Origin of the sequence: Melaminivora jejuensis (assembly GCF_017811175.1) — a bacterium.
Classification (GTDB): Bacteria; Pseudomonadota; Gammaproteobacteria; order Burkholderiales; family Burkholderiaceae_C; genus Melaminivora; species Melaminivora jejuensis.
Window position 1 is genome coordinate 631,404 of record NZ_JACWIJ010000002.1, and the last position, 16,972, is coordinate 648,375.

Annotated in this window: 10 protein-coding genes, 2 tRNA genes, 3 rRNA genes and 2 pseudogenes; 12 read left to right on the forward strand and 5 right to left on the reverse strand. The window is 63.0% G+C overall.

Annotation, left to right across the window (positions count from 1 at the left end; translation table 11 throughout):
• Nucleotides 1-71 precede the first annotated feature (71 nt).
• From IDM45_RS03250 to IDM45_RS03295, 10 genes and pseudogenes are all read left to right on the forward strand, one after another.
• A 16S ribosomal RNA gene (locus IDM45_RS03250) occupies nt 72-1,602 on the forward strand.
• A 112-nt stretch (nt 1,603-1,714) separates the two neighbouring features.
• Nucleotides 1,715-1,791: transfer RNA gene (locus IDM45_RS03255), tRNA-Ile, on the forward strand.
• A 56-nt stretch (nt 1,792-1,847) separates the two neighbouring features.
• Nucleotides 1,848-1,923 (forward strand) — tRNA-Ala (locus IDM45_RS03260).
• Nucleotides 1,924-2,331: 408 nt separating this feature from the next.
• Nucleotides 2,332-5,210: ribosomal RNA gene (locus tag IDM45_RS03265) — 23S ribosomal RNA — on the forward strand.
• 175 nt (nt 5,211-5,385) lie between these two features.
• Nucleotides 5,386-5,498 (forward strand): 5S ribosomal RNA (gene rrf, locus IDM45_RS03270).
• The 16S, 23S and 5S rRNA genes sit together here with 2 tRNA genes alongside, the layout of an rRNA operon.
• Before the next feature lie 92 nt (nt 5,499-5,590).
• Entirely contained in the window at nt 5,591-6,328 is a 738-nt protein-coding gene (locus tag IDM45_RS03275; RefSeq protein ID WP_209421595.1) for a 16S rRNA pseudouridine(516) synthase, read from the forward strand.
• Between the two features lie 19 nt (nt 6,329-6,347).
• Nucleotides 6,348-7,169: a competence/damage-inducible protein A gene (locus IDM45_RS03280; protein WP_209421596.1), complete on the forward strand. Its 822-nt coding sequence runs from the start codon at nt 6,348-6,350 to the stop codon at nt 7,167-7,169.
• A gap of 134 nt (nt 7,170-7,303) precedes the next feature.
• On the forward strand, nt 7,304-8,719 hold the full coding sequence (gene glnA, locus IDM45_RS03285) for a type I glutamate--ammonia ligase (RefSeq protein WP_209421597.1): 1,416 nt from the start codon (nt 7,304-7,306) through the stop codon (nt 8,717-8,719).
• 96 nt (nt 8,720-8,815) lie between these two features.
• Entirely contained in the window at nt 8,816-9,343 is a 528-nt protein-coding gene (locus tag IDM45_RS03290; RefSeq protein ID WP_209421598.1) for a hypothetical protein, read from the forward strand.
• Between the two features lie 320 nt (nt 9,344-9,663).
• A pseudogene (locus IDM45_RS03295) lies at nt 9,664-10,625 on the forward strand (ferritin-like domain-containing protein).
• A 112-nt stretch (nt 10,626-10,737) separates the two neighbouring features.
• Here IDM45_RS03295 and xth read toward each other — a convergent pair.
• From xth to IDM45_RS03310, 3 genes are all read right to left on the reverse strand, one after another.
• A complete protein-coding gene (xth, locus tag IDM45_RS03300; protein WP_209421599.1) occupies nt 10,738-11,520 on the reverse strand; it encodes an exodeoxyribonuclease III in 783 nt (260 codons plus the stop codon).
• 84 nt (nt 11,521-11,604) lie between these two features.
• A complete protein-coding gene (locus IDM45_RS03305; RefSeq protein ID WP_209421600.1) occupies nt 11,605-12,102 on the reverse strand; it encodes a dihydrofolate reductase in 498 nt (165 codons plus the stop codon).
• Nucleotides 12,103-12,126: 24 nt separating this feature from the next.
• Nucleotides 12,127-12,945: a thymidylate synthase gene (locus IDM45_RS03310; RefSeq protein ID WP_267912124.1), complete on the reverse strand. Its 819-nt coding sequence runs from the start codon at nt 12,943-12,945 to the stop codon at nt 12,127-12,129.
• 147 nt (nt 12,946-13,092) lie between these two features.
• Here IDM45_RS03310 and IDM45_RS03315 point away from each other — a divergent pair, with 147 nt between their 5' ends.
• A complete protein-coding gene (locus IDM45_RS03315) occupies nt 13,093-13,677 on the forward strand; it encodes a hypothetical protein (RefSeq protein WP_232653501.1) in 585 nt (194 codons plus the stop codon).
• Between the two features lie 50 nt (nt 13,678-13,727).
• On the opposite strand, the gene IDM45_RS03320 is transcribed toward IDM45_RS03315, so the two are convergent.
• Nucleotides 13,728-15,152: an FAD-binding oxidoreductase gene (locus tag IDM45_RS03320; protein ID WP_209421602.1), complete on the reverse strand. Its 1,425-nt coding sequence runs from the start codon at nt 15,150-15,152 to the stop codon at nt 13,728-13,730.
• 66 nt (nt 15,153-15,218) lie between these two features.
• Complete coding sequence (locus IDM45_RS03325; RefSeq protein WP_232653500.1) at nt 15,219-15,653, reverse strand: DUF2069 domain-containing protein; 435 nt, start codon at nt 15,651-15,653, stop codon at nt 15,219-15,221.
• A gap of 21 nt (nt 15,654-15,674) precedes the next feature.
• Between IDM45_RS03325 and IDM45_RS03330 the strand changes: the two are divergent.
• Nucleotides 15,675-16,966 (forward strand): annotated as a pseudogene (locus tag IDM45_RS03330) (YihY family inner membrane protein).
• The last annotated feature ends 6 nt before the right edge of the window (nt 16,967-16,972 follow it).

Sequence of the window (16,972 nt, forward strand, 5' to 3'; positions counted from 1 at the left end):
ACGCTCATGGAAACAGTATTGAGGGATGATTTTTCATCTTTCAATTCCGTCAGATGAGTGCATTCAAGATCGAACTGTAGAGTTTGATCCTGGCTCAGATTGAACGCTGGCGGCATGCCTTACACATGCAAGTCGAACGGTAACAGGGACTTCGGTCTGCTGACGAGTGGCGAACGGGTGAGTAATACATCGGAACGTGCCCAAGAGTGGGGGATAACGAGGCGAAAGCTTTGCTAATACCGCATACGATCTCAGGATGAAAGCAGGGGACCTTCGGGCCTTGCGCTCCTGGAGCGGCCGATGGCAGATTAGGTAGTTGGTGGGATAAGAGCCTACCAAGCCTGCGATCTGTAGCTGGTCTGAGAGGATGATCAGCCACACTGGGACTGAGACACGGCCCAGACTCCTACGGGAGGCAGCAGTGGGGAATTTTGGACAATGGGGGCAACCCTGATCCAGCCATGCCGCGTGCAGGACGAAGGCCTTCGGGTTGTAAACTGCTTTTGTACGGAACGAAAAGTCTTCGGTTAATACCTGGGGAACATGACGGTACCGTAAGAATAAGCACCGGCTAACTACGTGCCAGCAGCCGCGGTAATACGTAGGGTGCAAGCGTTAATCGGAATTACTGGGCGTAAAGCGTGCGCAGGCGGCCATGCAAGACAGTGGTGAAATCCCCGGGCTCAACCTGGGAACTGCCATTGTGACTGCATGGCTGGAGTGCGGCAGAGGGGGATGGAATTCCGCGTGTAGCAGTGAAATGCGTAGATATGCGGAGGAACACCGATGGCGAAGGCAATCCCCTGGGCCTGCACTGACGCTCATGCACGAAAGCGTGGGGAGCAAACAGGATTAGATACCCTGGTAGTCCACGCCCTAAACGATGTCAACTGGTTGTTGGGGATTTATTTCTTCAGTAACGAAGCTAACGCGTGAAGTTGACCGCCTGGGGAGTACGGCCGCAAGGTTGAAACTCAAAGGAATTGACGGGGACCCGCACAAGCGGTGGATGATGTGGTTTAATTCGATGCTACGCGAAGAACCTTACCCACCTTTGACATGGTCGGAACCCTGCAGAGATGCGGGGGTGCTCGAAAGAGAGCCGACACACAGGTGCTGCATGGCTGTCGTCAGCTCGTGTCGTGAGATGTTGGGTTAAGTCCCGCAACGAGCGCAACCCTTGCCATTAGTTGCTACGAAAGGGCACTCTAATGGGACTGCCGGTGACAAACCGGAGGAAGGTGGGGATGACGTCAAGTCCTCATGGCCCTTATAGGTGGGGCTACACACGTCATACAATGGCTGGTACAGAGGGTTGCCAACCCGCGAGGGGGAGCCAATCCCACAAAGCCAGTCGTAGTCCGGATCGCAGTCTGCAACTCGACTGCGTGAAGTCGGAATCGCTAGTAATCGCGGATCAGAATGTCGCGGTGAATACGTTCCCGGGTCTTGTACACACCGCCCGTCACACCATGGGAGCGGGTCTCGCCAGAAGTGGGTAGCCTAACCGCAAGGAGGGCGCTTACCACGGCGGGGTTCGTGACTGGGGTGAAGTCGTAACAAGGTAGCCGTATCGGAAGGTGCGGCTGGATCACCTCCTTTCTGGAAACACCAGAGCAGGACTTGCACTGTATTGAACGCCCACACTTATCGGTTGTCAGAAAAGGACAGTTGGCCGAATGCTGAGCCAGCAGAGATGCTGCCGAAGGCAAACGGGTCTGTAGCTCAGCTGGTTAGAGCACCGTCTTGATAAGGCGGGGGTCGTTGGTTCGAGTCCAACTAGACCCACCATCTAGATCTTTCTGTGCAAGCGCCAACCCGCAAGGGTTGGGCAGGCCAAGGCACACGGGGGATTAGCTCAGCTGGGAGAGCACCTGCTTTGCAAGCAGGGGGTCGTCGGTTCGATCCCGTCATCCTCCACCACCTGCTTTGGTGCAGCGAGCGCCTGACCTGACCTGAAACACACAACACTCAACACCCAAGCGGCTTTGCACAAAGGCTGCTTCGTTGTTGAAGCGAGATAGTTCGCCTCAATCGGCTGTTCCTTAAAAATTCACAGAAAGTCGAAATCAGCGTTGCTGATGGAAAGCATCCTGCAAGGGATGCACCGTGCCATCAGCAACCTAGTTTGATTGCGTCAAAGCGAACGATTCAATGGACAATTGGATAGTTCAGTAATGACGAATGTTCTCGAGGGCAGAAATGCACTTGGAAAAGCACATTTGGCATTACGGCACAACTTAACGCGCGAGGTGCGAGACCTCGCAAGTGGTCTTTGATCCGGTGTGATGGAGAGCTCTTGGCTGCAAGGTCAAGAGGTCAAAGTTATAGGGTCAAGTGACTAAGAGCATGTGGTGGATGCCTTGGCGATGATAGGCGACGAAAGACGTGATAGCCTGCGAAAAGCTTCGGGGAGCTGGCAAATAAGCATTGATCCGGAGATATCTGAATGGGGAAACCCACCCGCAAGGGTATCCAAGTCTGAATACATAGGGCTTGGAGGCGAACCTGGGGAACTGAAACATCTAAGTACCCAGAGGAAAAGACATCAACCGAGATTGCGAAAGTAGTGGCGAGCGAAATTGCAAGAGCCTTCTAGTGATAGTCAAGTGGTTAGCAAAGCGGCATGGAAAGGCCGGCCATAGTGGGTGATAGCCCCGTATGCGAAAACCGTTTGGTGGTACTAGGCTAGAGACAAGTAGGGCGGGGCACGAGAAACCCTGTCTGAACATGGGGGGACCATCCTCCAAGGCTAAATACTCATCATCGACCGATAGTGAACCAGTACCGTGAGGGAAAGGCGAAAAGAACCCCGGGAGGGGAGTGAAATAGATCCTGAAACCGCATGCTTACAAAAAGTAGGAGCCCTTTGGGGTGACTGCGTACCTTTTGTATAATGGGTCAGCGACTTACATTCAGTGGCAAGCTTAACCGAATAGGGGAGGCGCAGGGAAACCGAGTCCGAACAGGGCGAACTTCAGTCGCTGGGTGTAGACCCGAAACCAAGTGATCTATCCATGGCCAGGATGAAGGTGCCGTAACAGGTACTGGAGGTCCGAACCGACTACTGTTGCAAAAGTAGCGGATGAGCTGTGGATAGGGGTGAAAGGCTAAACAAACTTGGAAATAGCTGGTTCTCTCCGAAAACTATTTAGGTAGTGCCTCGCGTATTACCTTCGGGGGTAGAGCACTGTTTTGGCTAGGGGTCATGGCGACTTACCAAACCAAGGCAAACTCCGAATACCGAAGAGTACAGCGCGGGAGACAGAGCACCGGGTGCTAACGTCCGGACTCAAGAGGGAAACAACCCAGACCGCCAGCTAAGGTCCCTAAAATTGGCTAAGTGGGAAACGAAGTGGGAAGGCTAAAACAGTCAGGATGTTGGCTTAGAAGCAGCCATCATTTAAAGAAAGCGTAATAGCTCACTGATCGAGTCGTCCTGCGCGGAAGATGTAACGGGGCTCAAGCCAGTTACCGAAGCTGCGGATGCACAGTTTACTGTGCGTGGTAGGAGAGCGTTGTGTAAGCCTGTGAAGGTGGCCTGGGAAGGCTGCTGGAGGTATCACAAGTGCGAATGCTGACATGAGTAGCGTTAAAGCGGGTGAAAAGCCCGCTCGCCGTAAGCGCAAGGTTTCCTACGCAACGTTCATCGGCGTAGGGTGAGTCGGCCCCTAAGGCGAGGCAGAGATGCGTAGCTGATGGGAAACAGGTCAATATTCCTGTACCGCTCAATAGTGCGATGTGGGGACGGAGAAGGTTAGCTCAGCCACCTGTTGGAATAGGTGGTTCAAGCCTGTAGTCGTGCCTGGTAGGCAAATCCGCCGGGCTGAGATGAGGGGTGATAACGAGGCAGCTTGCTGCCGAAGTGAGTGATACCCTGCTTCCAGGAAAAGCCACTAAGCTTCAGCTATTGACGACCGTACCGCAAACCGACACTGGTGCGCGAGATGAGTATTCTAAGGCGCTTGAGAGAACTCAGGAGAAGGAACTCGGCAAATTGATACCGTAACTTCGGGAGAAGGTATGCCGCAAGTAGGTGAACCTGTACAAGGGGAGCCCAAAGCGGTTGCAATAAATCGGTGGCTGCGACTGTTTAATAAAAACACAGCACTCTGCAAACACGAAAGTGGACGTATAGGGTGTGACGCCTGCCCGGTGCTGGAAGATTAAATGATGGGGTGCAAGCTCTTGATTGAAGTCCCAGTAAACGGCGGCCGTAACTATAACGGTCCTAAGGTAGCGAAATTCCTTGTCGGGTAAGTTCCGACCTGCACGAATGGCGTAACGATGGCCACGCTGTCTCCTCCTGAGACTCAGCGAAGTTGAAATGTTTGTGATGATGCAATCTCCCCGCGGAAAGACGGAAAGACCCCATGAACCTTTACTGTAGCTTTGTATTGGACTTTGAACGGATCTGTGTAGGATAGGTGGGAGGCTTTGAAGTGTGGACGCCAGTTCACATGGAGCCATCCTTGAAATACCACCCTGGTGCGTTTGAGGTTCTAACCCAGGTCCCTTATCGGGATCGGGGACAGTGCATGGTGGGCAGTTTGACTGGGGCGGTCTCCTCCTAAAGCGTAACGGAGGAGTTCGAAGGTACGCTAGCTACGGTCGGACATCGTGGCGATAGTGCAATGGCATAAGCGTGCTTAACTGCGAGACTGACAAGTCGAGCAGATGCGAAAGCAGGACATAGTGATCCGGTGGTTCTGTATGGAAGGGCCATCGCTCAACGGATAAAAGGTACTCTGGGGATAACAGGCTGATACCGCCCAAGAGTTCATATCGACGGCGGTGTTTGGCACCTCGATGTCGGCTCATCTCATCCTGGGGCTGTAGTCGGTCCCAAGGGTATGGCTGTTCGCCATTTAAAGAGGTACGTGAGCTGGGTTTAAAACGTCGTGAGACAGTTTGGTCCCTATCTTCCGTGGGCGCTGCAGATTTGAGGAAGCCTGCTCCTAGTACGAGAGGACCGGAGTGGACACACCTCTGGTGTATCGGTTGTCACGCCAGTGGCATCGCCGAGTAGCTAAGTGTGGAAGAGATAACCGCTGAAAGCATCTAAGCGGGAAACTCGTTTCAAGATGAGATCTGCCGGGGCCCCCGAGCCCCTGAAGGGTCGTTGTAGACCACGACGTTGATAGGCTGGGTGTGCAAGTGCAGCAATGCACGCAGCTAACCAGTACTAATTGCCCGTGCGGCTTGACCCTATAACTTTGATGAGCACAGCACATCAACACAAGCAAAGACCACAACACACACAAGTTGTGCCAACGCAATCAAGCCAGACAAACGCTGACGTCTCCCTCAACAGAGACAAACCGACTTTCTGTGAATCTCGCGTGCCCACTGACCTCCACATCAGCCGCACGCTACCCTTTAAAGCCTGACGACCATAGCAAGTCGGAACCACCCCTTCCCATCCCGAACAGGACCGTGAAACGACTTCGCGCCAATGATAGTGCGGATACCCGTGTGAAAGTAGGTCATCGTCAGGCTAACCCACAACTCACCAACACAACACGCCCTTCAGTCTCGCGATTGAAGGGCGTTGGTGCGTTTGGAGCATTTTTATCGACCTCATCAGCACATGCAGCTACACGACGTTTTGTACTCTCAGGGCTTTGGTACGCGCCGCATTTGTGCCGGTCTTGTCCAGCAGGGGCTGGTCACCGTGCAAGAGCGGAGAATGTCAGACATGGTGTTGTCCGAAGACGCAGCGCAGGAGGTTGATATCGAAGGTCTGCGTTTTTGTGTTCAAGGTGTTGAATGGCAATACCACGCCAAGGCTTATGTGATGCTGCACAAGCCTGCAGGTTTTGAATGCTCGCAAAAGCCCTCCGCCCATCCCAGCATTTACACGCTGCTTCCCGCACCGCTTCGGCAGCGGCCCAGCAAGAGTGCTGTTGCCGGAGTGCAAGCGGTCGGGCGTCTGGATCAGGACACGACCGGTCTGCTCCTGCTTAGCGATGATGGCCAGTTCATCCATCGCATGACCTCGCCGCGCAAGCACGTTCCCAAGGTCTATCAGGTCACTGCCCGGCATGAGGTGACGCGGCAGCAAATCCAGCGTCTGCTCGAAGGCGTCGTGCTGGATGATGATCCGCGTCCGGTGCGTGCCCAGGACTGCGTACAGCGCAGCTCGAATATGTTTGATCTCACCTTGACCGAAGGCAAATACCACCAGGTCAAGCGCATGGTTGCCGCCGTTGGCAACCGGGTGGAATCCCTGCACCGCCGGCGTATTGGCGCGCTGGAGTTACCCCAGGATTTGCCGCCAGGCCAGTGGCGCTGGCTCAGCGAGGCAGATCTCAAGTTGCTGTCTTGAATTGGTATGCTTGCGCGCCATGATTCCCGCCTTTGGCCTCATCATCGTCGGCGATGAAATCCTCTCGGGCAAGCGTGCCGACAAGCACCTTGCCAAAGTCATTGAACTGTTGGGCGCACGCGGCCTGACGCTTGCCCATGCCCAGTATGTGGGCGACGACCGGCCTCGGCTGACTGCCACACTGCGCCGGGCCTTTGATGCGGCGGACATCGTTTTCTGCTGCGGCGGCATCGGCGCCACGCCAGACGACCACACGCGCCAGTGTGCTGCTGCAGCCCTGGGCCGCCCATTGCTGCCGCACCCCCAGGCGCAGGCCCTGATCGTGCAACGCCTGCAGGACATGGCGCGAGAACAAGGCCAGCCGTTCGAGCCCGAGCGCGCCGACAACCTGCAGCGCCTGCAGATGGGCGTCCTGCCCGAGGGCGCGCGCATCATCGACAACCCGTACAACCGCATTCCCGGTTTTTCCTGCGATGGCCCAGGCGGCGGCGTGGTGCATTTCCTGCCGGGCTTTCCCGTCATGGCCTGGCCCATGATCGAGGCCGTCCTGGACGGCGCCTGTGCGCAGTGGTTCTACCAGGCACCGCAGCGCGAGCACTCCATCGTCCTGTATGCCGCCATGGAGTCTGCTCTCACGCCGCTGATGGAGCGCATCGAGGCCGCGCATCCCGGCGTCAGGGTCTTCAGCCTGCCCAGCGTCGATCATCCCGTGCATGGCCGGCACATCGAGCTGGGTGTCAAGGGCGCGGTCGAGCATGTCCCGGCAGCCTGGCGCGAACTGCATGATGCCTTGCTGCAGTTGGGCCTGGACACCGGCCCGCAACTGATACGCGAGCGTTGAAGCCAGCCCGCACTGGCTTTTTTGTTGCAGACACGCACGCTGCCCTGAACGGCAGGCTGCTGGCGTGAAAATGCGGTTTTTCCCTGATGCCACGCCAAGGCACAGGGCAAACCGACCCACCCTGGAGAGATTGAATGGCCAAAACCGTTGCCGACGTGATGAACATGATCGAGGAAAACGAAGTCCGGTTCGTGGACTTGCGTTTTTCCGATACCCGGGGCAAAGAGCACCATGTCACTGTGCCGGTGTCGCATTTCGATGAAGACAAATTCCACCAGGGCCATGCCTTCGATGGCTCGTCCATGCCCGGCTGGAAGGGCGTCGAAGCGTCGGATATGCAGCTCATGCCCGACCCGGCCACTGCCAACATCGACCCCTTCTTCGAGGAAACCACGCTGTTTCTGCAGTGCGATGTGGTCGAACCCGGCGACGGCAAGGCCTATGACCGCGACCCGCGCTCCATCGCCCGGCGTGCCGAGGCCTATTTGAAAGCCTCCGGCCTGGGCGACACCGCCTACTTCGGCCCCGAGCCGGAATTCTTCATCTTCGACGGTGTGCGCTGGAACACCGAGCCCGGCCACACCTCCTACGAAATCGACGAGTACGAAGCGCCCTGGAACAGCGGCGCGCGCCTGGAAGGCGGCAACCGTGGCCATCGCCCGGGCAACAAGGGCGGCTACATGCCCGTGCCGCCGGTGGACAGCACGCAGGACATGCGCGCCGAGATGGCGCTGGTGCTGGAACAGCTGGGCATCCCCGTCGAGGTCTTGCATCACGAAGTGGGCGGCGCTGGCCAGAACGAGATCGGCACGCGCTTTTCCACCTTGGTCGAGCGCGCCGACTGGACGCAGACCATGAAGTACGTGATCTGGAACGTCGCCAACACCTACGGCAAGACGGCCACTTTCATGCCCAAGCCCTATCCGGGCGACAACGGCTCGGGAATGCACGTCCACCAGTCCATCTGGAAGGACGGCAAGAACCTGTTCGCCGGCGACGGCTATGCCGGCCTGTCGGACTTCGCGCTGTACTACATCGGCGGCCTGATCCAGCACGCGCGCGCCCTCAACGCCATCACCAACCCCGGCACCAACAGCTACAAGCGCCTGGTGCCCGGCTACGAGGCGCCGGTCAAGCTGGCCTACAGCTCGCGCAACCGCTCGGCCTCCATCCGCATCCCCTACGTCGCCAACCCCAAGGGCCGGCGCATCGAGGCGCGCTTTCCCGACCCGCTGGCCAACCCCTACCTGTGCTTCTCGGCACTGATGATGGCCGGCCTGGATGGCGTGGAAAACCGCATCCACCCCGGCGAGGCCGCCACCAAGGATCTCTACCACCTGCCGCCCGAGGAAGACCGGCGCGTGCCCACCGTCTGCCACAGCCTCGATCAGGCGCTGGAGGCGCTGGACAGGGATCGCGGCTTTCTGACCAAGGGTGGGGTGTTTTCCGACGGAATGCTGGACGCCTACATCGAACTCAAGATGGCCGAGGTGCAGCGCCTGCGCATGGCCACGCACCCGGTCGAATACGACATGTACTACTCCCTGTAGGCCGGGCTTGTGCGCCGGGCGAAGCGATTCATGGATACTCACCGGCATCCGGCGCGCCGTGCCCGGCATACGCGCCGCCTGCAAGGATTCACCTACATGAGACATACCCTGATCGTTCTGCTTGCAACTCTGGCGGCGATGGCTGCACCAGTGAGCGCGCAGGATCGCATCTACCGCTGCGGCAACGAATACACCAACAACGCCACCCAGGCCAAGGAGCGCGGCTGCCGGCTGGTGGAAGGCGGCAACGTCACCGTGCTGCAGGGCGCGCCACGCCCGGCAGCGCCCGCAGCAAGCCCCTCCTCGGCAGCGCCGGCGGCCAGCCCGGGAGCCGGCACGGCCAGCACCTCCTCGCCGCCCGGCGCTCCGCGCGTGGCCAGTGCCGACCAGCGGGCGCGCGACGCCGATGCCCGCGCCATCCTGGAAGACGAGTTGCGCAAGGCCGAGACGCGCCTGGCCGACCTGCGCCGCGACTACAACAACGGCGAACCCCAGCGCACCGCGCTGGAGCTGAACAATCCGCAGGCCTACAGCGAGCGCACGGCGGAGCTCAAGGCCGGTGTGGCCCGTGCCGAGGCCGACGTCGCCGGCATCCGCCGCGAACTGGGCCGCTTGAACAAGTGAGCCAGCAAGGCGCGCGGGTGCCGTGCCGCTTGTTCCACCGTTTGTCCCGCCGTTTGTGCTGCCTGTGGATTCCCGCTGGCTCCGGCGCGTACATGGCAGACACGAAGATTTTCAATGAAAAACGGCCTAAACCCTTGCAGGACAAGCGCTGACAGCTATTGAAACAGTAGCAAATTGCCCTGCTGTGCCTGGGTGCGGCGCACAGCGCTGACCGCCTCTGCCCGGCCTGCGTCCTACACCTGGGCGCTGGCCATGCTGACCCGAGCGGCGAAAGCCGCCTTTGAGAATGTCTCCATCGTTCAACCAACCGGAGATATTCCATGGCGGATTTCAAGGATGCCAACCGCGACCCCCTGACCAACGAACCCGGTTCCCATCCGCTGGGGACCGGCGTCGGCGCTGCCGGCGGCGCAGTGGCCGGCGCTGCTGCCGGCTCGTTCGGCGGCCCCATCGGTGCAGCGGTGGGCGGCATTGCCGGGGCGGTGATCGGCGGCCTGGCCGGCAAGGCAGCGGCCGAATCGGTCAACCCCACGGTCGAGGACGCCTACTGGCGCGAAAGCTACCAGCGTGAGCCCTACTACCAATCGGGCCGCACCTACGATGAATACCGCCCGGCCTATGAGCTGGGCTGGAGTTCCGCCGACCGCTATGAAGGCGACTTTGCCGCCGTCGAGCCCAGCCTGTCGCGCGACTGGGGGCTGCCCGTGGCACCAGCCCGCTGGAGTGGGAGCACGCCCGCCCGGCCACTCAGGCCGCCTGGGAGCGCGCCCGGCGCAACAGCGCTGGCGCCGCACCCATCGCCACCGACGGCACTACGCTCCATGGCACGGTGGACAACGACGACGTGGTCGATGTGCTCGATGACCTGCTGGAGTGCAGCCGCGACGGCGAGTACGGCTTCCGCACCTCGGCGGAGCGCGCCGATGACCCGCAGCTCAAGCAGCTCCTGCTGCGCCACGCCCAGGAGTGCGCCGGCGCCGCTGCCGAGCTGGAGCGCGAGATCCGCGCCCACGGGGGCGAGCCCTCGTCTGGCGGCACCATGACCGGGGCGCTGCACCGGGGCTGGGTTTCGGTCAAGACGGCCATGAGCACCAACGACGACAAGGCCGTGCTCAACGAAGTCGAGCGCGGCGAGGACAGCGCCGTGGCGCGCTACCGCAAGGCGCTCAAGGCCGCCCTGCCGGCCAACGTCCGCGCCCTGGTCGAGCGCCAGGCGCAGGGCGTGCAGCGCAACCACGACGAGATCAAGGCGCTGCGCGACCGCTACAACGCCGCTTCGTGAGCGTGGTCTAGCGTTGTGCGCCTGGCGTTTGACGCCACGCGCGACGCACAGCCTCCCGAGAGAAAGCCAGCCCAGGCAACCGGGCTGGCTTTCTTGCGTCTGTGCTGCAGCCTCAGCCGGCCAGCGTTGCCACCACCGGCGTATGGTCGCTGGGCTGCTTGTTCTTGCGCGGCGCGCGGTCGATGTGGCAGGCCGTGACATGGCCGCGCAAAGCTTCGCTGACCAGGATGTGGTCGATGCGCAGGCCACGGTTCTTCTGAAAACCCAGCATCCGGTAGTCCCACCAGGAAAAGCTCTTGTCCGGCTGCTCGAACAGGCGAAAGGCGTCGCTCAGGCCCAGCTCCAGCAGGGCGCCAAAGTGCGCGCGCTCCTCGTCCGTGTGATGGATGGTGCCGGCCAGGCCCACGGGATCGAAGCTGTCGCGGTCTTCGGGCGCGACGTTGAAGTCGCCCATCAGCACCAGGCGCGGGTGCTGCTGCAGCTCGCCGCGCAGCCAGTCGTGCAGCGCCTGCAGCCACTGCAGCTTGTAGGCGAACTTGTCGCTGCCCGGCGCCTGGCCGTTGACGAAGTAGGCATTGACCAGGCGCAGCGGCCCGCCCGGCGCCTGCAGCGTGGCGGCGATGATGCGCGCCTGCTCGTCGCCGTGGCCGGGGATGTTGCGCACCACCTCGCCCAGGGGCAGGCGGCTGACGATGGCCACGCCGTTGTAGGTCTTCTGGCCAAAGCTCACGGCCTGATAGCCCAGCTCGCCGAACGCCTCGTGCGGAAACTTCTCATCGACCAGCTTCAGCTCCTGCAGGCCCAGGGCGTCCACCTGTGGATTGGCGGCCAGCCAGTCCAGCACCTGCGGCAGACGCACGGTGAGCGAATTGATGTTCCAGGTGGCGATCTGCATATTTGAGGCTCAAATCCTTGCTGAACCCTTGCTGGACAAGCGCGAGCAGCTATCAAAAATGATGAAAAAGCAGGGGTGGATCCGTCAGGCCCGGCGGCGGTACTGCACGAAGTTGAAGGGCAGCCCTTGGGCGCTGGTGTGCTGGCTGCGCTCGACCTCCCGCCACTGGGCAGGGGCGGGCGGCGCCAGGAAGGTGTCGCCCTCGAAGGCGCGCCCGATCTCGGTAGCCTCGATGCGCTCGGCCAGCGGCAGGGCCAGCGCAAAAAGCTGCGCCCCGCCGATGACCCAGGCCGTGGCTGCGCCCTCGCGCCGCGCCAGCTCCAGCGCCGCATCCAGGCTGGCGGCGCGCAGCGCGCCGTCCGCCTGCCAATCGTCCTGGCGCGTGACCACGATGTTGGCGCGCCCCGGCAGTGGCCGAAAGCGCGGCGGCAGCGAGTCCCAGGTCTTGCGGCCCATGATGACCGGCTGGCCCAGCGTCAGCGCCTTGAAGCGCGCCAGGTCTTCGGGCAGGTGCCAGGGCATGGTGCCGTCCTTGCCGATGACGCCGTTGGCCGAGCTGGCATAAATCAGTGCGATTTCCATGGAGTGCTCAAAGATGGGATGGCTTCAGACGGCCACCGGCGCCTTGATGGCCGGGTGGTGCTCGTAGCCGGCGAGCTCGAAATCCTCGAATTCGTAGTCGAAGATGGACGCGGGCCGGCGCCGGATGCGCAGCTCGGGGAAGGGGTAGGGCGTACGCGCCAGTTGCGTGCGCACCTGCTCGAAGTGGTTGGAATAAATATGGCAATCCCCGCCTACCCAGATGAAGTCGCCCACCTCCAGGTCGCACTGCTGCGCCACCATGTGCGTCAGCAGCGCATAGCTGGCGATGTTGAAGGGCACGCCCAGGAAGATGTCGGCGCTTCTTTGGTACAGCTGGCACGACAGCCGCCCGCCTGCCACATAGAACTGGAACAGCGCGTGGCAAGGCATGAGGGCCATCTGGTCAAGCTCGGCCACGTTCCAGGCGCTGACCAGGATGCGGCGCGAATCGGGGTTGCGGCGCAGAGTGTCGATGACCTGGGCGATCTGGTCGATGTGGCCGCCGTCCGGGGTTGGCCAGCTGCGCCACTGCACGCCGTAGATGGGGCCCAGCTCGCCGCTCTCGTCAGCCCACTCGTCCCAGATGCTGACGCCGCGCTCCTGCAGCCAGCGGGCGTTGCTGCTGCCGCGCAGAAACCACAGCAGCTCCAGCGCCACGCTCTTGAAATGCACGCGTTTGGTGGTGACGAGCGGAAAGCCCGCGCGCAGATCGAAGCGCATCTGGTGCCCGAAAACGCTGCGCGTGCCGGTGCCGGTACGGTCGCCCTTGGCGCAGCCATGCTCGAAGACGTGGCGCATGAAGTCTTCGTACTGGGAGGGGCAGGGCGGGTGGTCATAGGGCAGGCAACAGCAGGTGCGGCAGATGCGGCAGTGGCGGGCAAGGCAAAAACCGGCGATTGTCCCACGCAGGCTGAAGGCAGGCCGATCGACAATCGATTTCGGCAAAACCCCCAAAAAAACCCCAAGCCTGAAAAATCGACTGAAAGCTCCATGCGCATGATTCCCACCGATGCCGCCCAGCACAACACCCTCTTGCACCCTTGGCGCGCCTTCGTGGCCGCAGCCGCAGCCGCCCTGCTGGTTGCGTGCGGCGACAGGCCTGCCGATGCGCCCGCTGCTGCACCGCAGCCGCCAGCCGCCTCGGCACCGGCACCGGCAGCGCCGCCAGCCGCGCCCGAGCCGCAACCCATGACCGCCACCGCCGGCGCTGCCCTGATCAGCCTGCAACCCCATCTGGGCCGCTACCCGCACGACGGCACGGACTACCTGCGCCAGGGCGCGCTGGCCGAGCGCCTGCGCACCCTGCTGAGCCCGCAGGAATACGACACGCTGCTGCAAAACCTGCAAGTCTGTGGCCCGCTGTCGCAGGAGGGCGAGGTCTGGTACATCACCGGCAACCGCCAGCACGAGGGCGGCGCCGAGACGGCGGCCATTGCCTTCGACCCGCACAGGAATCTGCTGCGCGTATGGCTGCAGCACGCCGGCCAGAGCCAGGAATTCACCGACCCGCCAGGCGCCCAGCTCGACTGGCCCACCGACGTGCGCACCATGCAGGGCAATGCAGGGGTGCGCTGAATTTCAGTGAAAAACGGCCTAAACCCTTGCTGGAAAAGCGATGGAAGCTATTATTTAAATAGCAAGCAACCCGGGTTCAGAATGCCCTGCGGATCAAGCGCTGCCTTGACGGCGCGCATCATGCCCAGCGCCACCGGCGACTTGTAGTGCGCCAGCGTCTGCGCCTTGAGCCGGCCCACGCCGTGCTCGGCAGAAAACGAGCCGCCATGCTGCGCCACTGCGTCATAGACCAGCTCGTTGACGCGCGGCTCCTGCTCGCGCAGGAATGCCGCCGCATCGCCGCCTTCGGGTGCCTGCACGTTGTAGTGCAGATTGCCATCGCCCAGATGGCCGAAGGTGACCAGGCGCGCGCCCGGCACCTCGCGCGCCAGCAGGGCGTCGGTGTGCGCCACGAAGTCCGGGATGCGCGAGGCTGCCACCGAGATGTCGTGCTTGATGTTCAGCCCCTCCTGCGCCTGCGCCAGCGGGATGCTCTCGCGCACATGCCACAGCTCGCGCGCCTGGGCGATGCTCTCCGCCACCACGGCGTCGAGCACACAGCCGTCCTCGAAGGCCAGCTCCATCAGGTGCTCGAAGCGGGCGCGGGCGTGCTCCTCGCTTTCGCTGTCGCTGTTTTCCAGCAGCACGCACCAGGGCGCATCCGCCAGCCCCACGAAAGGCACGCGCAGCTGCGGCATGTGGCGCGCCACCAGCGACAGCGAGAACTGGTTCATGACCTCGAAGCCCGTCAGCCCCGCGCCCAGATGCCGGTGCGCCAGCATCAGCAACTGCACGGCGGCCTGCATGGACGGCACCGCCGCCCAGGCCGTCAGGCGCGCGACCGGCTGGGGAAACAGCTTCATGGTCGCCGCCGTGATGATGCCCAGCGTGCCCTCGCTGCCGATCAGCAGGTTGCGCAGGTCGTAGCCGGTGTTGTCCTTCCTCAGGCCCGACAGGCCGTCCCAGACCTCGCCCTGGGCGGTGACCACCTCCAGGCCCAGGCACAGCTCGCGCGCATTGCCATAGCGCACGACCTGCGTGCCGCCGGCATTCGTCGCCAGGTTGCCGCCGATGGTGCAGCTACCCTCGGCGGCCAGCGACAGTGGAAACAGCAGGCCCGCCTGCGCCGCCGCCTGCTGCACGCTCTGCAGGATGCAGCCGGCCTCCACGGTCAGCGTCAGGTTGGCCGGGTCGAGGGCGCGCACGCGGTTCAGGCGCGCCAGGCTGAGCACGATGGCTGCGCCGCTGGCGTCGGGCGTGCTGCCCACCGACAGGCCGGTGTTGCCGCCCTGGGGCACGATGGGCGTGCCGCTGGCCGCGCAGGCACGCACCACGGCGGCGACTTCGGCGGTATCGGCTGGCCGCACCACGGCCAGGGCGCGGCCCCGCTCGCGCTGGCGCCAGTCCTGCTCCCAGGCGGTCAGATCGCCCTCGGTCAGGACGTGGGCGGCGCCAACGGTCTGGCGCAGGGTGTCGAGCAGGGCAGCAGCGGTCATGGCAGGGCAGGGAGGTGGAGGAATAGGAAACGCAGGCAGTCCAGGCGATGCGCCCTGCGGCTGCCTTCAGGCGGCAGCGGCGGCACGACCGGCACGCAGGCGCAGGCGCACGTGCAGCGCGCAGGCGGCAAACAGCAGCAGGCACAGGGCGATCTCGGCCAGCGCCAGCCAGCGGCCTGGGGCGGCATCGCTCCAGGCGCGCACCACGCCTTCGGTGAAATACAGCCAGACCAGCAGGCTGACCCAGCGGTAGGTGTACATGCGCCGCTTGAGCAGGCCGGCCAGCGGCACGGCGAGCGGCAGGGCTTTCAGCGCCAGCCAGGAGCCGCCCGGGCGCAGCGGGGCCAGCCACAGCTCCCAGGCCGTACACAGCACGACCAGGCCCAGCAGACTGCCCACGGCCAGCCAGCGCGTGGCGGCGACATCGGTGGCGACGGGGGCACAAGAAGCCGGGGCAGCGGCGGAAGCGGGGGAGGCAGCAGGGGAGGCAGGCGCAGGCATGGGGCTGGCATCATATCGGCCATGTCCTTGTCCCCACAGCGCGGCGCGCAACGCCTGGAAGCCTGGCTGCTGCAGCTGTCGCAGTTCCCCTGGCGCCCGACGGTACACACGCTGCGCGAGCGCTACCGCGAGGATCGCCTGGGCCTGACAGCGGCCAGCCTCACTTTCACCACGCTGCTGGCGCTGGTGCCGCTGGCCACCGTGGCGCTGGCGGTGTTCACGGCCTTCCCGATGTTCGCGCGGATGCAGCAAGTGCTGGAGCGCTGGCTGATCGACAGCCTGATCCCCCTGACCATCGCGCGCCAGGTGCTGGACTACATCACCCAGTTCGCCGCGCAGGCCAGCAGCCTGGGCGTGGCCGGCTTCAGCTTTCTGACGCTGACCGCGCTGACCCTGGTGCTGACCATCGACCGCACGCTCAACAACATCTGGCGCGTGCGCCGTCTGCGCCCGCTGGGCCAGCGCGTGCTGATCTACTGGGCCACGCTGACGCTGGGGCCGCTGGTGCTGGCCGGCAGTCTGGCGCTGACCGGCGCGGTGGCCTCGGCAGCCTCGCGCGGCCTGGGCTCGGCCCTGCCCGGCGCGGCGCGGCTGCTGTTCGACGGCATCGAATTTTTCGTGCTGACCAGCGGCATGGCGGCGCTGTACCACTACGTGCCCAACACCCAGGTGCAGTGGCGCCACGCCTGGGCCGGTGGGTGTTCGTCGCCTGCGGCATCTCGCTGGCCAAGAACGTGCTGGTGCTGTATCTGGCGACGGTGCCGACGTACTCGGTGCTCTACGGCACCTTCGTCACCCTGCCCATCTTGCTGCTGTGGGTCTATGTCGCCTGGGTCATCGTGCTGCTGGGCGCGGTGGTGGCGGCCTACCTGCCCAGCCTGCTGGCCGGGGTGGCGCGCTCGGCGGGCGGGCGTGGCTGGACGTTCACCCTGGCGGTGGAGACGCTGCAGCAGTTGCACGCCGCCCGCCAGGGCGCGGCCCACGGCCTGAGCGCCGCGCAACTGGCGCACGCGCTGCGCGTCGATGCGCTGCAGCTGGTGCCGGTGCTGGACGCGCTGGCCAGCTTGGACTGGGTGGCGCAGCTCAACGAAACCGCCGCCGGCGCGCCCGACACCCAGGACGCGCGCTACGTGCTGCTGGCGCAGCCGGGCGAGACTTTCATGCAGCCGCTGGTGCAGCGCCTGCTGCTGGCGCGCGAGCCGGCGCTGGAGGCCTTCTGGCACCACACGGGGCTGGAGCTGCTGACCCTGGCCGACGTGCTGGGCCGTATGCCGGCGCTCCAGCAGGTGCCGGGTATGCTATTGAAAAAATAGCTGTCA